Annotated in this window: 17 protein-coding genes and 1 CRISPR repeat array; of the genes, 15 read left to right on the forward strand and 2 right to left on the reverse strand. The window is 36.1% G+C overall.

Going from position 1 to position 19,546, the window contains the following annotated elements; translation table 11 throughout:
• Positions 1-221: 221 nt before the first annotated feature.
• The 4 genes from cas1 to ACFQ32_RS07830 all read left to right on the forward strand — a co-directional run bounded on the left by cas1 (position 222) and on the right by ACFQ32_RS07830 (position 5,853).
• Positions 222-1,133, forward strand: a complete 912-nt coding sequence (cas1, locus tag ACFQ32_RS07815; RefSeq protein ID WP_046324297.1) for a type II CRISPR-associated endonuclease Cas1 — start codon at positions 222-224, stop codon at positions 1,131-1,133.
• The gene (cas2, locus tag ACFQ32_RS07820; RefSeq protein ID WP_046324298.1) at positions 1,111-1,416 is read left to right on the forward strand and encodes a CRISPR-associated endonuclease Cas2; all 306 of its coding nucleotides are present in this window, start codon (positions 1,111-1,113) and stop codon (positions 1,414-1,416) included. Before cas1 ends, cas2 begins: the two co-directional genes overlap by 23 nt.
• Positions 1,413-2,081 (forward strand): type II-A CRISPR-associated protein Csn2, encoded by a 669-nt coding sequence (gene csn2, locus ACFQ32_RS07825; RefSeq protein WP_046324299.1) that lies wholly within the window; start codon positions 1,413-1,415, stop codon positions 2,079-2,081. The genes cas2 and csn2 overlap by 4 nt, the downstream gene beginning before the upstream one ends.
• A gap of 32 nt (positions 2,082-2,113) precedes the next feature.
• Positions 2,114-4,261: direct repeats of the CRISPR family, unit length 36 nt; unit sequence GTTTTAGATGATTGTTAGATCAATGATGATTAGAAC.
• A gap of 356 nt (positions 4,262-4,617) precedes the next feature.
• Entirely contained in the window at positions 4,618-5,853 is a 1,236-nt protein-coding gene (locus ACFQ32_RS07830; protein ID WP_046324300.1) for an MFS transporter, read from the forward strand.
• Between the two features lie 97 nt (positions 5,854-5,950).
• Here ACFQ32_RS07830 and ACFQ32_RS07835 read toward each other — a convergent pair whose 3' ends face one another.
• Positions 5,951-7,198 (reverse strand): glycosyltransferase family 2 protein, encoded by a 1,248-nt coding sequence (locus ACFQ32_RS07835; RefSeq protein WP_052724617.1) that lies wholly within the window; start codon positions 7,196-7,198, stop codon positions 5,951-5,953.
• Positions 7,199-7,657: 459 nt separating this feature from the next.
• On the reverse strand, positions 7,658-8,572 hold the full coding sequence (locus ACFQ32_RS07840) for a proline-specific peptidase family protein (RefSeq protein WP_046324301.1): 915 nt from the start codon (positions 8,570-8,572) through the stop codon (positions 7,658-7,660).
• Positions 8,573-8,735: 163 nt separating this feature from the next.
• Here ACFQ32_RS07840 and ACFQ32_RS07845 point away from each other — a divergent pair, with 163 nt between their 5' ends.
• The 11 genes from ACFQ32_RS07845 to ACFQ32_RS07895 all read left to right on the forward strand — a co-directional run bounded on the left by ACFQ32_RS07845 (position 8,736) and on the right by ACFQ32_RS07895 (position 19,337).
• Positions 8,736-9,488: a PAS domain-containing protein gene (locus ACFQ32_RS07845; protein WP_046324302.1), complete on the forward strand. Its 753-nt coding sequence runs from the start codon at positions 8,736-8,738 to the stop codon at positions 9,486-9,488.
• 225 nt (positions 9,489-9,713) lie between these two features.
• Positions 9,714-10,163, forward strand: coding sequence for a DUF3290 domain-containing protein (locus ACFQ32_RS07850; RefSeq protein WP_046324303.1), 450 nt, complete (start codon positions 9,714-9,716; stop codon positions 10,161-10,163).
• A 13-nt stretch (positions 10,164-10,176) separates the two neighbouring features.
• Positions 10,177-10,812: a YetF domain-containing protein gene (locus ACFQ32_RS07855; protein ID WP_174794917.1), complete on the forward strand. Its 636-nt coding sequence runs from the start codon at positions 10,177-10,179 to the stop codon at positions 10,810-10,812.
• Positions 10,813-10,825: 13 nt separating this feature from the next.
• Complete coding sequence (locus tag ACFQ32_RS07860) at positions 10,826-11,647, forward strand: hypothetical protein (protein ID WP_046324305.1); 822 nt, start codon at positions 10,826-10,828, stop codon at positions 11,645-11,647.
• 10 nt (positions 11,648-11,657) lie between these two features.
• Complete coding sequence (locus ACFQ32_RS07865; protein ID WP_046324306.1) at positions 11,658-12,611, forward strand: exonuclease domain-containing protein; 954 nt, start codon at positions 11,658-11,660, stop codon at positions 12,609-12,611.
• Between the two features lie 105 nt (positions 12,612-12,716).
• Complete coding sequence (locus tag ACFQ32_RS07870; RefSeq protein ID WP_046324307.1) at positions 12,717-13,589, forward strand: DNA/RNA non-specific endonuclease; 873 nt, start codon at positions 12,717-12,719, stop codon at positions 13,587-13,589.
• Positions 13,590-13,920: 331 nt separating this feature from the next.
• Complete coding sequence (locus ACFQ32_RS07875; protein ID WP_046324308.1) at positions 13,921-15,006, forward strand: ABC transporter ATP-binding protein; 1,086 nt, start codon at positions 13,921-13,923, stop codon at positions 15,004-15,006.
• On the forward strand, positions 15,006-15,872 hold the full coding sequence (locus ACFQ32_RS07880) for a carbohydrate ABC transporter permease (RefSeq protein ID WP_046324309.1): 867 nt from the start codon (positions 15,006-15,008) through the stop codon (positions 15,870-15,872). Before ACFQ32_RS07875 ends, ACFQ32_RS07880 begins: the two co-directional genes overlap by 1 nt.
• Complete coding sequence (locus tag ACFQ32_RS07885) at positions 15,873-16,697, forward strand: carbohydrate ABC transporter permease (protein WP_046324310.1); 825 nt, start codon at positions 15,873-15,875, stop codon at positions 16,695-16,697. It begins immediately after the preceding gene.
• Entirely contained in the window at positions 16,681-17,976 is a 1,296-nt protein-coding gene (locus tag ACFQ32_RS07890) for an MBL fold metallo-hydrolase (protein ID WP_046324311.1), read from the forward strand. Before ACFQ32_RS07885 ends, ACFQ32_RS07890 begins: the two co-directional genes overlap by 17 nt.
• A 50-nt stretch (positions 17,977-18,026) precedes the next feature.
• Positions 18,027-19,337, forward strand: a complete 1,311-nt coding sequence (locus ACFQ32_RS07895) for an extracellular solute-binding protein (protein ID WP_046324312.1) — start codon at positions 18,027-18,029, stop codon at positions 19,335-19,337.
• Positions 19,338-19,546: the final 209 nt, after the last annotated feature.

Raw genomic sequence — 19,546 nt, forward strand, 5'->3', positions numbered from 1 at the left:
AAAATAGGGAAGCGCAATAATCCGATTCCCTATTTTTGTGCATAAAAAAACCTCCGCTATAGAGCTGAGGCAGGACGGTAATAACCGTGTTGAAACTTAGTATCTCAAAGATACATTGTTTGATTTTAAATCTGGTTGTTAGATCAATAATGATTAGATCGTTGGTAGCTAACCAACAACTATAGTATAACATTTATTTTCAAAAATACAAGGAGGAAAATATGGGATGGAGATCAGTAATTATCACGCAACATGCGAAATTAACGTATTCAATGCAAATGATGATTGTCCAAACTCGTGATGGCATTAATCAAATTCCAATTGAGGATATTAATCTGTTGCTTGTTTCAACTACACAGGCAGTGATTACCAGCGCACTTATTAGTAAATTAGCGCAAAATCAAACCAAAGTTATATTTGTTGATGAAAAGGATAATCCTGTCGTTGAAACGGCTGTTTATTATCCGGGAGCCAGAAATATGGCGAAGCTAAAAAAGCAGTTTAATTGGGATGAACATTTAAAAGAAGTGTTGTGGACAAGGATAGTTAGTCAAAAGATCAAAAATCAGATTGCAGTTTTAGCTAATTATCATTTGAATAAAGATGAAGTTCAAAGTGAACTGGATCAACTGGAAATTAATGATGAAAGCAATCGAGAAGCAATTGCGGCTCGTAAATATTTTATGATTTTATTCGATAAAAACTTTGTTAGACGTGATACCAGTGCCATTAATGCGGCACTAGATTATGGTTATGCTATTTTGCTTTCAAGTTTTAATAGAGAAATTGCAATGAATGGCTATTTGACCTATTTTGGTATTCACCATTGCTCACAGGAAAACCAGTTTAATTTGGCTTCGGATTTAATGGAACCATTTCGACCGTTTGTTGACTATTGGGTTAAAGCTCATGCAAAAATTAAAGAGCTGACACCAGATATTAAGTATGGTTTAGTTGAACTTTTAAGCTTGGAAATAAAGTTTAACGGTAAAAAGATGCTTTTAACCAATGCCATTACAGTTTACGTACGAGAATGTTTAAAGTTTCTTAGTGGAGAAAGTAAAAAATTACCAGAAATGGAGATGAGTTTGACAAATGAGGTACCGAATAATGCGCTTAATGATAATGTTTGATTTGCCCACGGAAACAGCCCAAGAACGAAAAGAATATCGTCAATTTCATAAAAAGTTGATTAATGAAGGCTTCTTAATGGTGCAATTTTCTGTATATGTACGAGTCTGTGTTACCAGACAAACAGCTAAGTTTTTGGAAAATCGTATCAAAAAATTCTTGCCTCGTGGAGGCCTAGTTCAGTCATTAATGGTTACGGAAAAGCAATATAATGACATGCATTTTTTACTTGGCAAGCCAATTGATGATGTGCGTAATACTTCAGATAGGACGATTATCTTATGATTTTAACTTATGCAACTCATAAAAAATGGGTGTTCAAGGATCCTGGTATAAAAATCATTGGCTTGCAAAGCCCAATTGCTTACTGTGATATAATTCAAGGATTTCAAGGAAATAATAAAATGTTGCTTTGTTCAGAGGATAATTACAGTCCTCTTGATATCGGCAAGACGTTTGATTTCATTGGCGATCCATTACTTAGTGGCGATATCACTAAAAAGTATATGCCGCACATTGTGAACAATTATCTGAAAAGCTTGGATGAAGAAAATCGTGATAAGCTAATTAGATCGCTTTATAGTTTAGAGTCAATCTTACAGGATTCACTTTTACTTGAGGATTTACCATTAGCGATTAATTTTGATGAAGATTTAAAGAAACTCCTTAAATATACAGAAATTCATTTAGATAAAGCTTTATTAATTCATCCATATGGTATAATAGAAACAGTTTTAAAAATTTACCAAACATGTGATTTAAAAACTATTCCTGTTATTTGTAATGTAGCTCATTACTTGGAAAAAGAGGAATGGCAAGAGTTAGCTAGTCTTGTCACAGAAATGAATTTAATTTTGGTTGTAATTGAATTCACGACAAAAGAAAATTTAGCAACACCTAAAGACATACCTTTTTATTTTATTGATAAGGATCTAATCGATTGGTATTAACAACAATATTAAAATTATATTATAAAATATCGGTTTTAGATGATTGTTAGATCAATGATGATTAGAACAATTTGTTGTGATGATAATAAGAGTGAACTGTTTTAGATGATTGTTAGATCAATGATGATTAGAACAATCGTTCGAATATTACTGATAACATGGTAGTTTTAGATGATTGTTAGATCAATGATGATTAGAACGAACAGTTAAAACATGACTACGACCAATATGTTTTAGATGATTGTTAGATCAATGATGATTAGAACTTCATGTTCACGTAAAATATTATGCATATAGTTTTAGATGATTGTTAGATCAATGATGATTAGAACCGACTATCTATTACTTCTTCACCTTTAAATGTTTTAGATGATTGTTAGATCAATGATGATTAGAACGACGCGAGGAATTATCAATTCTCGCAGGATGTTTTAGATGATTGTTAGATCAATGATGATTAGAACACCCAAGAGATACTAAAGGGCGCAGGTATTGTTTTAGATGATTGTTAGATCAATGATGATTAGAACTTACGACTCAATCAGAAAAGACGGAATTCAGTTTTAGATGATTGTTAGATCAATGATGATTAGAACTTAATGAGGTGATTTTATGAACACAGACGAGTTTTAGATGATTGTTAGATCAATGATGATTAGAACGCTGAATACGAAACGGCAATGCGTGCCAGAGTTTTAGATGATTGTTAGATCAATGATGATTAGAACATCAGACAGCAGGCATTCCTTCCGTCTTTCGTTTTAGATGATTGTTAGATCAATGATGATTAGAACAAGCCGTATAGTCAGATAACTCTGGTACCCGTTTTAGATGATTGTTAGATCAATGATGATTAGAACCGATTAATCTAATGGCACTGATAACGATTGGTTTTAGATGATTGTTAGATCAATGATGATTAGAACAAAACATTGAAGGATATGTGCCAATGTACTGTTTTAGATGATTGTTAGATCAATGATGATTAGAACGTAATTCAATATGCCCTTGCTTTAAAATAGGTTTTAGATGATTGTTAGATCAATGATGATTAGAACATAATAAAGCCGACAAGAAAGGCGAACTCAGTTTTAGATGATTGTTAGATCAATGATGATTAGAACTCGTGAAGATACTAGATGCATGTTGTGGCTGTTTTAGATGATTGTTAGATCAATGATGATTAGAACATGGCCTGTGTTAGTCTACGAAGATCACGTGTTTTAGATGATTGTTAGATCAATGATGATTAGAACAAAGATTTGTTGCATGATGCAATTCAAGAAGTTTTAGATGATTGTTAGATCAATGATGATTAGAACTTTTAGGCAAGTTGTCAAGTCTTGCACATGGTTTTAGATGATTGTTAGATCAATGATGATTAGAACTAAAAATGAAAGAATTAGAGATATTAGATAGTTTTAGATGATTGTTAGATCAATGATGATTAGAACTAAGCATGCCAAATTTGAATGCATGCAAGCGTTTTAGATGATTGTTAGATCAATGATGATTAGAACATGCAGCAGAGCATATTGTCACCTTCATGCGTTTTAGATGATTGTTAGATCAATGATGATTAGAACTCCATGGTGTCGTAAACGTCGCGTATTTGAGTTTTAGATGATTGTTAGATCAATGATGATTAGAACATTTAAATACCTATGATAACAAGCTTATGGGTTTTAGATGATTGTTAGATCAATGATGATTAGAACGTGGCCGACTTGATAGTTTGAAGGCTTACGGTTTTAGATGATTGTTAGATCAATGATGATTAGAACTTGTCCTTTTTAAGCTGTTCAGCATCTGCTGTTTTAGATGATTGTTAGATCAATGATGATTAGAACATATCTGTTTGTTTATTATAGTTGGAGTTGGTTTTAGATGATTGTTAGATCAATGATGATTAGAACTTATCACCTGCATGAATCAGATGTGGTGGAGTTTTAGATGATTGTTAGATCAATGATGATTAGAACCGCGATTGAAATTGAACCGTAGGGGGTTTCGTTTTAGATGATTGTTAGATCAATGATGATTAGAACGTATTTTCAGCGTCTTCAGGTGACATATGGGTTTTAGATGATTGTTAGATCAATGATGATTAGAACAGGGGTTTAGAATATATTCTACCTTTGACTGTTTTAGATGATTGCTAGATCAATGATGATTAAAACTAGCAAGTCCGCAAGGCGTTATAATGTTGTGAAAATGAGCAACTTGTTTAAAGTAAATAAAAGATTAATGCTGATTATGCAGTTACCACTAATAGTGATGAACATACCATTACCTTAAGAGAAGTTAAGACTAACAAGAAAGTTATTAAAACGATCAGAAAATTAAAGCACTAAAGAACGCCTCTTTATTAAGTCCTGCTGATAATAAAAAGATAAGTAGTAACAGATAATAAATCTGCTAATTAATCACACATGATAATAGCGACAAAATAGACAGGTATATTTTATTTCCTTATATGTGACTTCCACTATGCAGATATAAACTAAACTCCCATTAAAAAGGTAAGCTTATTCATATGAAAAACATACTAAAAAGTAGAAACAACAGACTATATCTTCTATCAGTAATTACTGATAACTTTGGCAGTGCGTTAATGGCCTTTGTGTTACCATTGATGGTACTTGATATCACTAAAAATGGAATTCATTTGTCAATAATTTCTATAATTCAAACACTGCCTTTTTTGGTTCTTGGTCTTCCTGCAGGCGCACTCACAGATAAATTCGATGTCAAAAAAATTCTAATTTTCAGTGATTTAATCCGACTTATCAGTTATCTAGTTTTTGCTACCGCGATTGCATTGCATTTAACAATAGATTGCACGATTTTTATTATCTATGCAGTTTCACTCGTTGTCAGCGTCACCAATACACTTAATACAGTGTCAGAAATTACCTTTGTTTCTTTTTTGGTTGAAAAGAAAGATTTCTCTGAACTAAACAGTCTGGTTTATGGCATACAATATGCAGCTAATTTCGCACTGCCTATCGTAGGCGGCGTCTTATATCAATTTGTTTCGCACAGTATTTTAATTCTTATTTGTGCCGTTTTCTATTTAATTAGTCTTTTACTGGAAAAAATGATAAATCTGCGCTCCCAGAACACTTCCTTTACTGGACTAGCAGACCTGAAGCCAGCACTTAAAACAGTAAAAATGGATATAAAAGAGGGCTTGAATTATACTCTTAGTCTTCACTCTGTTTTATATCCATTAATACTGGCCGCACTGGTTAATATTGCTTCAGCAAATTTTGATAACGATAGTCTCATAATATTACGCACGCAAATAGGCCTTTCCTCTGGAAATATCGGAATTGTTTCCGCAATTGCAGCTATTAGTGCCTTAATCGGTACTTTGATTGTTAATTGGTTAAATAAACGAGTTGGTTTTAATTTGTTGTTTACACTGTTAATTTTTACAGGCGCTCTTTTTCGTGCTGTTTTTGCCTTGTCTAAGAACGTATTGGTATTAGTTTTAGCTATTGCAGTTATTGCAATTATTGAATCCATCATCAATATTAGTATAATCACGAATAGGCAACAGCAAGTTGAGCAAAAATATCTTGGTCGAGTTACAAGTATCTATAAAACAGTATTAATCGGAGTAAATTCTTTAGGCTATCTTTTAGGAGGGCTTATTGCTAAGAAAATAGGCTCAAGATATGGCGTAGGGATTTCTGCAGTCGCACTCTTGACAGTCACAGCGCTTAGCGCTTATCTGCTTGCGCCTAAAAAGAAACGTAATGAGTAAAACTTAATAAGAAACTGTAAAGCAGTTCTTTTGAGCTAATCATATCCATAAAGAGAATTTAACCTTTCACAGTTGGTATAGGTCACTAGGATAAATATTAATCATGAGCAGTTTTTGACCATGATTCATCTCCAGACATAGCCCGTATTATAGCTTTATACGGTACTATTGCCAGAGACCATCTATAGACATCAAACATGATAATGATTCTGAGCAAATAAGAGAATTTTAGTGGGAAGTCAAGCCTGGCTTGTCGCCATTGTTTTATAATTAACAAAAAATTTGTCAAGACTTCAATTAAAAGCAAACCGCCAATAACTGCTAAACTAGCCCAGACGTTAGTTTTCATATAAATTAGTAATATTATTAGTGAAATTCCTGCGGCTGGCGTAACTAAAAGGGAAATTGCGGGAATAGTCAAAAACGCTATTACAAAGACTTTAAACATTGATGGAATGGCAGATGATTTAATTATCTGCTTGCCATATTTGTTCAAGCATTGAAATCCGCCCTGGCACCAACGTGTGCGCTGGCGAACTAACTTCTTATATCCAGTAACGCCTTCTTGTGCAATACTTACTTTATTTATAAAAGTACCACGATAGCCTTTAAATAGACCTTTTATTGAAAATTCGCAATCTTCGAGTAGTGATGATGACCAACCAACGTCATTAGTCATTTTTAAAGTCATAAATTGGCCATTACCTGAAGCTAAAGATGAGCCCCAGCTAGTTCTTGCCATTTGTAAAAGAGAATTATAAACAGTGAATTCAAAATTTTGCATCACCGCAATATTTTGTTGCAAATTGTAAATATTCACACGTGTTTGCACTAAATCATAGTGGGAATGATTAAAGGCATATACAACTTCCTTTAAGTACTTTTTTCCTGGAATACTGTCAGCATCGATTACACCAATAATTGTTTTGTCTTCGGGGTAGTTCATCTTAGCAATGCGCTTGACTGTATATTCTAGTGCTGGCCCCTTTCCTTGCTGTGCATTAGGTTTAGTGCGATGTACAACTATGACATCAGGATGGTAGGCATACTTTTGCAGTAGAGTAGTGGTCCCATCGCTTGAATCATCATCAATAAATACTAGCTTAAGTTTGATAAAATCGTCACATTGTTTTTGTACATCCAATAATTTTGGTATATTTTTGCTTAGAGTTTGAAATTCATTCATCGCAGGGATTAACAAAAACATAGTATCAAAATCGCGGCAGCGCTCGCCATACCTATCCTGTCGAACACGACTGCTAAATGTCAGACACAGCGTCCAGATTAAATCAAGAATGTATGAACAACCACCTATAATTAGTATGATGGCTATCAATAATTTCATTTTATTATCCTCCAGTTATTTTTTGATACTATCAATAACTATAAGTTTATAATAACATGAATTGGTCTATACTTAAAATATTATTTTTATATGTTTGTTAAAAATAATATATTTATAAAGCAATACGTATACCTTTATTATAAAAGCCCATGGTTAAAGCTTTTAGCTTAATTAAAATAAAAATTTAGTTATTATTTTTTTGTCTAATTACTTTCACTAATCCACTTATTAATAATAATATAATAAGTGGATTAGACAATGGTATTGTTATTTAAAAATATATTTTTTCTTTACATTGTTATTTTATTTTAATTATAAGCATAGTGAAATGAATCGCTAAAATTTTCAAAACATGATTTTTAAAAATTTATGTAATTTAAATCTTTATTGTTGCATGTAAAAAACAAGCAACCATTTGCTTGTTTTCTTTGCGTTGATATTTCATTCTGGAAGATATTGTTATTCTCCTTTAAAAGTGTTTTCCTCCACTTGACGAATAAAGTCGGCTAAATGTTTGTAATAAACAGCAGGATTATCAACCATATGGTGATGACCGCCATCAGGAGTTGTTACTAGGCGAGAATTAGGAATCTCTTTTTGCATAATTTTGGCGGTGGCAATCGGCATTGTTTCATTTTCACCAAAGGTTAGCAGTGTCGGCACCTTAATATTTTTAAGTTGATCCCTAAAATGCCAGTCTTTTAGTTTTCCGGTAATTACAAATTCATTGTCACCTTGAAATGCCTGGTAAACGGCAGTACCGCCAATATCTTTTAGATGGTATAGCTTAGACGGTTGTTTACGATCAACGAAGTTAATGTTTAGAATATTAACGTCTTCTTGATAGCGTTCATTGTCGTAATCATTATTCTTTTCGCATTCATGCATAAAGTCAATTTCGGTTTGGGGCAAAACCTCTTGGCGCCGGCGATTAACGGCTTTAACGTAGTCATCAATATCATCAACCATTGAAGAAATAATTGCGCCTTTTAAATGTTGACCGTATTTGACGGCATATTCTTGGACTAGAAGGCCACCCCAGCTTTGACCGATGAGGTAAAAATTGTCTAAACCTAGCTTTTGCCGTACCTCATCAACTTCATCTAGGAAATATTCATAGGTCAAATATTTTTTAGCAATAGCAGGGTCAGAATAATCAGGTTGATCAGAATAAAGAGAACCCAATTGATCATACATAGTTACTTGTACGTCCAACCCCTGTTTTTTCAGTTGTTCAGCAGTGTCCTCCCAGTATTCATGATTGCCTCCGGGGCCACCGTGTAAAGCCAATAAATGGATATTTCCGTGGCCTTGAGTGTTCGTCCACAAATGATATCCATTATCTAATGTAATAATTTTTGTGCCAGTTTTCATATTTCTCTCCTTTATACTTAGCTATCACTATCTATTTTAGCTCATTATGATAGAAAGAAAAATAAATCTCAGATAAAGGATAATTTAAAAAGATGCCTAAAAATAAGCGCTTCCGTGATACAATTGGTTTACTATTGTAAATAATGATAAAGGAGAATGAAAAATGGCTGAACCCAAATGGTTAAAAGATATGAACTCTGATGAATATTTAAAAGAAGACTTTGATGCTACAGGCAAAAGACGTTATACAGTAGAGGGGCTTAAAAAAGAGGATCCAGATTGGCTTGATAAAGCAGCAGAAAAGACCCATGCTGCCACAGGAGACGATTATGTTAAGCTTGACAGTGGATTATTAACAGTCAATCAAATTAACTGGATGTTGCGTAACACAATTGGCGAACTAACTTTTGTAGATGATAATAACCAATTCTTATGGTATAACCGTCCGGTTGATCCTAACGCCAAGATGAAGGCTAAGAGAGTTCCCGCACAAGTAGGAAATACCATGGGAGAAGTTCATCCTGATGTTCGCGATGTCATTCCCGAAGCTAAAAAAGTTGTTCATGCTTTGCGAACCAAAGAAGGCGGACACGACGCTGTTTATATGCCTGTACCAACGGGAAACCTTAAGCAACTTGTTTTACATTATTACAAGCGTGTTGAAGATGATGAAGGTAACTATGCCGGTATTTATGAATGGGTACAGGACCTATATCCACTAGTAAAATATTTCTGTGAAACAACCGGACAAAAGTTGGTGATCGATCCGGATGCTACGACAGGAGCTACGTACAGGCGTAATTCTGATCCTGATGCTCAAACTGGAGCTTCAACTAAAGCCGAAGCGGCCGCTGCAGAAGAAGAGGTCAAGAAGGAAACTAAGCCGGACACGGCCACAGGCGCATCCCAAAACTAAGTTTAAATTAAATATTTATAAGTAGTAGTTAGACAGGTTCTAACTACTTTTTTGTTATACTAATAATATGTAGGCTTATAAACACAGTTAAGGTAAGCTGGTAGGGAGGAAGCGAACAATTTTAGCTATATTTGATAATATTTAATTTAGTTAATATGTGATTTTGCTATTGCTATTAACTTATGAAAACTAGAATAAATTATTTTTGATAGAGGTAATTATGTTATGACTTTTTACACACTTAAATATATTGAGCAAAATCAAAATACTAGTAAAACCATTCTCTACATCCTGATTGCAGTTGCGGCTTTAACAATGATCGCGTTCACTGTTTTGTATCTCAGGCACAGATTCGATACCCGCTACCGTGATTTGGGGATCATTGCACTCTTATTTTTACTTTTATTTATGGGCACCCAATACGAAAAATACGTGCAAACGAACGTAGTAAAATCTCAGTCTGAGCAAATTGCACCATTTATAAAATCAGTTGCTAAAGATCACAATGTACCGGTTTCAGATGTGATGGTCAGTTCTACTACACTGCAAAACGGTTTAATCGTCAGGGTTGACTCAAAAGATATTGACTATCAGCTGGAATTAAATGATGACAACAATTCATATTCTTTAAAGCAGGCTCATGTGATTAACCACACGGTCGACATAAAGAATTAGGAGGGAAATAATAATGAATTATACGCAGCTTTTTATTAAATTCGTTTTAGGTGTATTAACTTTAATTTTTCAAATAAATGTGTTTGGCAAAAGCAACATCGCTCCCACGACCGCTTTGGATCAACTGCAAAACTATGTTTTAGGTGGTATTATCGGCGGCGTTATTTACAATGCCAACATTTCCGTCTTGCAATTTCTGCTCGTTTTGATCGTTTGGACTCTGGTGGTCTTTATCTTGAAATTTGCGCGGGAGCACAGCAACTTTATTCGCGGCCTGATTGATGGCAAACCAATTCAAATAGTTAAAAACGGTCAGGTTTTACCACGTAATTGCTTGTCTGCTGGGCTGTCAGCTAATGAATTAATGTTCAAATTACGCAGTCAGGGTATTTATTCTGTTGATCAGGTGAAAAACTGCATCTTTGAAAAGAACGGTCAACTAACGGTTATTAAAAAAGATGAGAAAAATGTCCGTTTTCCTTTAATTAATGATGGTCAAATTAACCAAGATGTGCTTGAATCTATTAATAAGGATGAAAATTGGTTAAAAGAGCAGCTCAAACAAGCCGGCTATAATGACCCTAGTGATGTTTTCTTAGGAGAATTTGAGAATGGCCAGGTTTCGTTTACTGGCTACAATCAAAAATAGGAAAGAGAATTAAATGGAAAATTTGAATAAGGCAAAGCAGTTAGTCCAAGAGGCGGAGGCTGTGGTTGTAGTTGCTGGTAATGGTTTGGCAAAAGTTGAGGGACTTGATCTTTTAGGTCAAGCAGATTTTGAACGTGATTTTCCCAGCATTGTCCAAAAATACGATGTTCATTCAGTCGGATATGCACTGGATCAACATATTCCTTCATGGTCTGAAAAATGGCAACTGTGGTCAAGCCTTATTCAAAAATACTCCTTTGATTACCGCCCAAGTAGTACATTAAAAAATCTGTTGCAACTAATTAGTCATAGACAGTATTTTGTTGCTACCTCAGCATTTGGCCACTTTTTCGAAACTGCCGGTTTTAACGAAAACCGCATTTTTAACGCATTTGGCGATTGGACTAAAGCACAATGTGCGAGTGGGATTAATCATGGTCTTTCAAACATTCAGACTGCCGCTGAAAAAATTATTGCGGCCAAGCCAGGTACTGATCTAGCAAAATTAGTACCAAAATGTGAGGTATGTGGTCAGCCATTGGAAATTCATCTGCCGCTTAATGACCATTTTTATCCCGACACTGTTGCCAATTCCCGTTTTCGCTGGTTTTTAACAGGTAATGAAGAGAAAAAGACTGTCTTTTTGGAATTGGGAGTTGATGAAACCAGTCCGCAACTGCGCGAACCAATTGAACATTTGGTTGCAGAATACCCGCAATGGTCTTATGTCGCTGCAGATTATCCGCAGGAGACGTTGTTACCGGAAATTCAGGAGCGCAGTGCCGGTACAAATGCAGATACAGTTAGTTTAATTAATAATCTTGTAACGGAGTAACTGATTCTCAATGAGTATTTATGTAAAAAATGGCGTGCTCCATGTTTCTGGCGTTCAGAATAAAATCCGGGGCAAAGGGCAGGAATGGCCCGACTTTATTTCCGACTATACTATGCTGGATATCGAAACCACAGGTTTAAATCCCTACCGTGATCATGTAACCGAAATGGGTGCAGTTAAAGTCCGCAATAACAAAGTAGTGGCTGAGTTTAGCCAATTGGTTGTTTATCCGCGATCGAACCGGGTACCCAGTTTTATTACCAAGCTAAATGGCATTACTGAAGAGCTGCTTCTTAAAGAGGGAATACCGGTAAAAGAGGCAATGACAGCTTTTCGCTCATTTATTGGCGCGGATATTATCATTGGCTATAACGTCAATTTTGACTTAAATTTCTTGTATGATTTGGCCAAAAAGTTTCATTTACCAGAATTAAATAACGACTATGTCGATGTGTTGCGTTTGGCTCGTGTTTACTATCCCATGCAACATAATCGCTTGCTTGACTGCATTCAGCGCGCTGGTATTGCCCAAGTTGAGCAGCACGACGGCTTAGCTGACTCCCTTGATACTAAAAAAGTTTATGATGATTTTCACCAGCATTTTACACCTGAACTTTTGCAAGAAGCACGAGGCAAGCTCAAAAATATGGATTTACTGCATGCGGAACTCGAAGCCTGGGAATTAGGCTTTCGCAATCCGGTTAATAATAAAAAGATTGCCTTTGCTCCTGAAGTAGAGGTGAATAGCGCAGAAGCCACGCAAATGGTAAATAATATGAACGGTCTAGCCCAGACTGGTGTTAAGCCAGATACAGACTATTTAATTATGAGTGATGACGGCTTTTTTAGTAAAACTAATCCGGAAACTCTCAAGGCCAAGGAATATAACCGTGCTGGCAGCAAGATTAAGCGGCTGTCTGAAAGTTATTTTTTAAATATGCTTGATGAATGGGCCAGAAGTTAGAATTTAAGCAAGGAAATGGTTCAACCATGCTTTTTTATTGTTCCCTGTTGCAAACAACAGTTCGATTAGCTATACTTAATTATTATTAACTAAGGAGCAATGTGAATGGCACGCAGGAGGAGCAGACGAAATACTAAGACAACTAACGCGGATTTTTGGGCAATTGTCATTATTATCTTGTTTTTATTCTGGTTTGTTGCAACTAGAGGTGGATCAGATCCGAGTGGCCAGCAAACTAGGGATAGAATAACTCGCAATGACCAGCAAAAGGATAACAAAATAGAAAAGGCCAGGCCCGCTGCAAAAGTGTATGGTGGTCTATCCAGCCAGGACTATCAAAAATTGGCTGATTTAGATTTTAAAAGCGGCAGTTCTTCTTATATTACAGTTAATAATGACCATTCAACTTTAATTAAAAATGCCTGGCGTGTTAACCGGGTAATATATTCTGACTTGGACAGCTTAAACCGTACTTCCCACTCCAATACGGCTTTTTTGCAAAAGCGTAATGTAGCCAATGACAGCTTAAGAGAGCGGCAATTTATCGAGCCAACGGGCTGGCATTATAACAGGCGCAATGGTACCCAAATTTATAATCGCGGCCACCTCATAGCTTATTCTGTTTCGGCAGGTATTGATCTTGATGGCAATTTTAACCCGCGTAATCTTTCTGGTGACCAAAATAACCCTAAAAATCTGTTCACTCAGTCTGCTTTTTCAAATCAGAGGATTCAGACGATGTTTGAAAGCCGTATTCGTGTGGCGCTAAGGCAGAATAAAAAAGTAATTTACCAGGCCACGCCCATCTTTCGCGGCAATGAATTAATGGCACGGGGTATTAATTTACAGGCTGTGTCAACTGATGGCACACTGGATTTTAATGTTTATTTATTTAACGTCCAGCCAGGTTATTCCTTTAACTATAATAATGGTCGGGCTAAAGTTAATCATGAAATTTATGTGAAAGAAAACTATTAATTTAGTTTTCAAGGCAAAATTTATCCTTAAAAATAGCCAAATGTTCGGATAAACTAATAATTAATATATAAAGAGATTAACTAAAGCGGCAGCAAGTTTTACTGCCGCTTATTCTGTTTGCAGCAAAGTAATTAAAAGAGAACAATAAAAGCTATTTGTTGATAATAATTAGTAATTTGTGCAATAATTACGAATATTTAGCTCTTATGCGGTGGTGTGATAAGAAAATTACGAATTTTAATCAAGCAAATTAGGTTGTGTTCTCAAGCTTTTTATCTTAAAATTAGGAGAGTAGTAAAAGAAGAAATAAAGATGATAGTGGTGCGAGTTAATGGATAACAATAAATTTGTTGAAGTGAAAAACCTGCGGAAAGTTTATGACAACGGTCATGAAGCGATTAAAAATGTTAGTTTTTCTGTTAAAAAGGGCGATTTGGTGTGTCTTTTAGGACCTTCTGGGTGTGGCAAAACAACCATTTTGAATATCTTGGCCGGTTTACTGAATCCCACGGAGGGAGATATTTTATTTAACGGTAAGTCGGTCGTCAAAGTAGCACCCAAGGACCGCCATATTGGCTACGTTTTTCAAAACTATGCATTATATCCACATATGACTGTTTTGCAAAACGTCATGTTTCCGCTAATTGTAGGGGCTAATAAAAAGCCAAAGGCGGAAGCCAAAAAGATTGCTACCAAATATATGGAGTTAACCCAAATTACTGAATTAGCTGATCAAAAACCGGGTAATTTATCTGGTGGACAGCAACAACGTGTAGCAATTGCACGTGCATTGGTGCAAGAACCCCATATTTTATTAATGGACGAGCCATTGAGCAATTTGGATGCCAGATTGCGCCTTAAAATTCGCGAAGAAATTCGTTCATTAGTTAAGTCTGTTGGTATTACTACCTTATTTGTTACCCATGATCAAGAAGAAGCATTATCAATCGGAGATAAAATCATTCTCTTTAATGACGGTGTTATTCAACAAGATGATTTAGGGCAAAACTTTTACCTGGAGCCTAATAATTATTTTGTAGCCAATTTTGTTGGCAATCCTGTAATTGATAACTTTAAAATAACTAAAACTGCAAATGAATTAAAGTCAAGCCAATTTACGATTAATCTTGCTGATCTGGAACAGTCCCGCTTTAAACGCGAAATTCCAGACGGTGAGTATATCTTGTCTGTGCGACCCGAAAATATTGTGCCCGACCCTGATGGTCTGTTTGAGACCAAGGTCGACGATATTGAATTAATTGGACGTGAACGTATTTTGAAATTTACATTTGATAATCAGCAAGTCCGTTCACTAATTAATCTGGAGACTCCAATTAAGAGGGGCGATCAAATTAAACTCAAAATGCGATTTAATAGGATATTTCTATTTACGCCTGAAGGAGAGCGAGTTTACTAATGAAGACTAATCAAAAGAAGGCTTGGCTTTTTTTAGCACCAACTATTATCTTTGTCACGTTATTTAGTATCTATCCCATTTTGCGCGCTTTTGGGATGAGCTTTCAGAGTGGTTCGCTAATTGACCTGCGCTGGAATGGCTTTAGCAACTATCAATATATTTTTAAAGACCCGGAGTTCTGGTTAGCGATTAAGAATACTGTACTGTATGCCATTATTTCTGTACCAGTTGGTCTAGCTATTTCGATCATGCTGGCGTGGATTATTTTTGACAAAGTAAAACATAAATCATTCTTTGAAACTACGTTTTTTATGCCTTATGTCACCTCGACAATTGCCATTGGGATAGTTTTTCGCTATATCTTTAACGGTGATTACGGTATGTTAAATTTCGTGCTCAGATGCCTGCATTTACCAGCTCCCGACTGGATTGATGATCCGGCAATGTCGTTAACGACCATCATTATCTTTGGTATTTGGTCATCTTTAGCATTTAACATCGTCATATTAATGGGAGCGTTGCGTAATATTGATCCCAATTTTTACACTATAGCGGATATGTTTGGTGCCAGTGGTCGTGACAAGTTTTGGCGGATTACCATGCCCGAACTTGTTCCTACTATAGCTTTTCTATTGACAATGAATGTTATTGGAGCATTTAAGATTTATACTTCTGTCTATGCCCTCTTTAACGGTCAGGCTGGAGTAGGTAATTCGGGAACGACTGCAGTGTTCTATATTTACAATAAGTTCCAAATTGTCGGTACTCCCGGTGTTGCTATGGCGGCAACAGTCATCTTATTTCTGATAATTCTGTTTGCGACATTCCTGCAACGCAAGATGATGAAGAAGATAGGAGAATATTAAATGAAACGAATTCGCATTGGGGTTTTATTCAGTTACATTATTTTATTTATCTTTGCCATCATTACCGTTTTTCCTTTTATTTATATGATTTTGGGTGGCTTAATGAGTTTTCAGGAAACCACTTCGATTCCGCCAACTTTAATTCCACACCATTTTGAATGGTCCAACTACGCCAAAGTTTTTGCTCGTGCCCCATTTGGACGCTACTTTGTCAACACGGTTCTAACAGCCAGCGTGACCACGATTGTTAGTTTGTTTAACTCTTTACTTGGAGCTTTTGCCATGGTCAATCTGCGCTTTAAAGGTAAAGGTTTAATTCAACTGGTGCTATTGTCTTTATTGATGGTACCAGGTGAAGCCATTATTTTTACTAACTACAACACAATTGCTCATATGGGTTTACTCAACACTTATGTAGGATTGGTTTTGCCATTCTTGACTTCCATTTTCTACATGTATTACTTGCAGAGCTACTTTGGTTCAATTTCGGATACGATTTATAAAGCGGCCATGATTGACGGTGCCAGCGATTGGGATTACATTTGGAAAATTTTAGTACCGATGTCAAAGGGTGGTTTGTTTACTGTCGGCCTGCTCAGTTTTATTTCAGGCTGGAATTCATTTCTTTGGCCATTACTGGTTACCAATGAAGATACGATGCGTCTTCTTAATAATGGTTTGTCGGCCTTTGCTTCTGACGCCGGTAGTGAAACGCAATTGCAACTAGCTGCTGCAACTTTAACTGTTTTACCAATTTTAATTTTGTACTTAATCTTTAGAAAGCAGATCATCAAGGGGGTAGTGCGTAATGACCTTAAAGGCTAAAACCACCATCACTTTTTACAACGGCTTAAATACTATTGGCGGGCCAATGATTGAAGTAGCTTATAACAAGTCTCATGTTTTGTTTGACTTGGGTGAGGTCTACAGACCGGAATTGAATCTGCCTAATGAAAAATACCAGACTTTAGTTAATAACCAATTGATTGGGGATGTACCTAACTTTTATGATCCAGAATTAACTGGTAAGCCACTTGATCATGAACGGTGGGAACACGCTGCTGCTTACATATCGCACCTTCATCTGGATCACAGCAAGGCCATGAATTTTTTGGCACCCGAAATACCTTTATATGCGGGACCACTAACCGCTAAGATGCTGCCGGCTTTAAACGAAAACGGGGACTTTCTGCTCCCAGCTGCTGGTCATGAGCCGAGCTATACTCGCCCAATTATTGCGGCTGAGTATCAAAAGCCAATAGCAGTAGGCGATATTACGATGACTGTTTGGCCTAGCGACCATGATGCCTATGGTGCCACTGGCCTTATTGTTAAGACACCCGATTTAGCAATTGCTTATACCGGTGACATCCGCTTGCACGGTTATCATCCTGATTGGGTCAAAGAATTTTTGACAGCTGCAAAGAACTGCGACGTTTTGATTACTGAGGCAACCGGCTTTTCCTGGCCGGAAGAAAAGCATGACGGAAATAGCGCAGAATTTACCGGCCCTAAAAATGAAGATGAGTTAACCGCAAAATTTGTTCAGTTACAAAAAGATAATCCTAACCGGCAAATTACTTTCAATACTTATCCGACCAATGTAGAGCGATTATTACGCATTATCTCTGATTCACCGCGTAAAGTTGTTTTACATGCCGCAAGAGCTCATTTGCTCAAGGAAAGCATTAATCAGGATTTGCCGTATTACTACTTGCCAGGGGAGCAAAAATTCGCTGATCTGAAACCAGAATTGGCTGTTCAGTATGAAGATCTGCTAAATGATGATCACGAATTCCTCTGGCAGGCAGTTGCTGATTTTGAACATTTGCAAAAAGGAGGCTTATATATTCATTCAAATGCTGAGCCGTTAGGAGATTTTGATCCAGCCTATCAGCCATTTTTGCAAAAGTTGGAGAAGCAAAATATTGCAGTTCAAATGTTGCGTTGTTCTGGTCACGCTGACGAAAAAGAACTAAGACAAATTATTGATTGGGTTCAACCACCAACACTAATTCCCGTGCACACATTGCATCCGGAGCTGGTAGAGAACCCTTATGGTAACAGGATTTTACCAAAGCGCAATCAAACAGTTACGCTTTGATTAATCATAAAAATGTTGTTTAGTTTTTATATTTGGGAGGTTTTAACCAAATGAAGTTTAGTAAAAAGTTGGCCGCTGCATTTGCTATTGGCTTAACTCTGGTTGGTACTGCAGCTTGTTCAAATGGCGGAAGCAATTCTAATTCTTCCTCATCTTCAAGTTCAGAAAAAATTGCTAAAGTCAAGAAGACAACCAATATTGTCTTTTGGCATGGTATGACAGGTGTGCAACAAGCTACATTAAAGAAGTTGACACAAGACTTTGAAAGCAAAAATCCTAAGATCAAGGTTAAATTGGAAAATCAAGGTGCTTATAACGACTTGCAAGCTAAAATTAATTCAACTTTGCAGTCACCTAATAACTTGCCCACCATTACTCAGGCCTATCCTGACTGGCTCTTTAATGCTGCCAACAAAAACATGCTGGTTGATTTAAAGCCATACATTAATAGTAAAGAAGTTGGTTGGGGCAGTAGTGAAGCTTCTAATATCAAGAGTGCACTTCTTGATGGTGCTAAGATTAATGGTAAACAATATGGTATTCCTTTCAACAAGTCAATTGAAGTTTTGACCTATAACGCTGATTTGCTTAAGAAATATGGTATTAAAAAAGCCCCAGCTACTATGGATGAGCTGAAGAAAGATTCACAAATCATCTACAAAAAGAGTAATCATAAAGTCGTTGGTGCTGGTTTTGACTCATTATCAAACTACTACACTTTAGGTATGAAGAATGAAGGCGTTGACTTCTCAAGTAAAATTGACTTTGCTGGCGATACTTCAAAGAAAGTTATTAATTTTTATGCAGATGGCATCAAAGATGGCTACTTCAGAGTTGCTGGTTCAGAGCACTATTTATCCGGACCATTTGCTAACCAAAAGGTAGCAATGTACATTGGTACTTCTGCTGGTGAAGGCTTTGTTAAACAAGGAGTAGGCAATAAGTTTACTTATGATGTTGCTCCTCGTCCTGGTAAATACACCATGTCACAAGGTACTGATATTTACATGTTCAAGCATGCTTCAGCTGACCAAAAATCTGCTGCATTTACCTACATCAAGTTCTTAACTTCAAAAGCTAGTCAACTTACATGGGCTAATGCAACTGGCTATGTTCCAGTTAATCAAGCTGCTGCCGATTCTGCCGAGTACAAGGACTCTAAAAGGCTTAAGCTGCCAGCTAAACTTGAAGATGCAATGGCTAACCTATACAGTGTGCCAATTATCAAGGATGCCGGTGCAGCATACGGTAGCTTAAATCCAATTATGCAAAACATTTTAGCTGCTGCACAAAAGAAGCAAAACGTTAATGATGCAATTAAAGCAGGTAAAACAAAATTTGATGCTGCTTGGAAACAATAAAAACTAAATAGCAATTTTTATCATAAAGCTTGTCTTTTTACGGCAAGCTTTTTTTGTCCGCAATAAAAGCAAGAGAGTAACTACCTGATAAATGTTCGTAATGTGGTGAACTATATAATTAAATAAAGTGAAATATACAAATAAAGCCGAATTTTTTTGGTTAATTTATTGTAATTAATCTATATTTGCTATACAATTAATGGGAATTA

The organism is Lactobacillus melliventris (assembly GCF_042679465.1).
Classification (GTDB): domain Bacteria; phylum Bacillota; class Bacilli; order Lactobacillales; family Lactobacillaceae; genus Lactobacillus; species Lactobacillus melliventris.

Bases quoted from the DNA above. Each gene is read 5' to 3' on its own strand.
- cas1 (WP_046324297.1), top strand. From the start codon at position 222: ATGGGATGGAGATCAGTAATTATCACGCAACATGCGAAATTAACGTAT.
- cas2 (WP_046324298.1), top strand. From the start codon at position 1,111: ATGCGCTTAATGATAATGTTTGATTTGCCCACGGAAACAGCCCAAGAA.
- csn2 (WP_046324299.1), top strand. From the start codon at position 1,413: ATGATTTTAACTTATGCAACTCATAAAAAATGGGTGTTCAAGGATCCT.
- ACFQ32_RS07830 (WP_046324300.1), top strand. From the start codon at position 4,618: ATGAAAAACATACTAAAAAGTAGAAACAACAGACTATATCTTCTATCA.
- ACFQ32_RS07835 (WP_052724617.1), bottom strand. From the start codon at position 7,198: ATGAAATTATTGATAGCCATCATACTAATTATAGGTGGTTGTTCATAC.
- ACFQ32_RS07840 (WP_046324301.1), bottom strand. From the start codon at position 8,572: ATGAAAACTGGCACAAAAATTATTACATTAGATAATGGATATCATTTG.
- ACFQ32_RS07845 (WP_046324302.1), top strand. From the start codon at position 8,736: ATGGCTGAACCCAAATGGTTAAAAGATATGAACTCTGATGAATATTTA.
- ACFQ32_RS07850 (WP_046324303.1), top strand. From the start codon at position 9,714: ATGACTTTTTACACACTTAAATATATTGAGCAAAATCAAAATACTAGT.
- ACFQ32_RS07855 (WP_174794917.1), top strand. From the start codon at position 10,177: ATGAATTATACGCAGCTTTTTATTAAATTCGTTTTAGGTGTATTAACT.
- ACFQ32_RS07860 (WP_046324305.1), top strand. From the start codon at position 10,826: ATGGAAAATTTGAATAAGGCAAAGCAGTTAGTCCAAGAGGCGGAGGCT.
- ACFQ32_RS07865 (WP_046324306.1), top strand. From the start codon at position 11,658: ATGAGTATTTATGTAAAAAATGGCGTGCTCCATGTTTCTGGCGTTCAG.
- ACFQ32_RS07870 (WP_046324307.1), top strand. From the start codon at position 12,717: ATGGCACGCAGGAGGAGCAGACGAAATACTAAGACAACTAACGCGGAT.
- ACFQ32_RS07875 (WP_046324308.1), top strand. From the start codon at position 13,921: ATGGATAACAATAAATTTGTTGAAGTGAAAAACCTGCGGAAAGTTTAT.
- ACFQ32_RS07880 (WP_046324309.1), top strand. From the start codon at position 15,006: ATGAAGACTAATCAAAAGAAGGCTTGGCTTTTTTTAGCACCAACTATT.
- ACFQ32_RS07885 (WP_046324310.1), top strand. From the start codon at position 15,873: ATGAAACGAATTCGCATTGGGGTTTTATTCAGTTACATTATTTTATTT.
- ACFQ32_RS07890 (WP_046324311.1), top strand. From the start codon at position 16,681: ATGACCTTAAAGGCTAAAACCACCATCACTTTTTACAACGGCTTAAAT.
- ACFQ32_RS07895 (WP_046324312.1), top strand. From the start codon at position 18,027: ATGAAGTTTAGTAAAAAGTTGGCCGCTGCATTTGCTATTGGCTTAACT.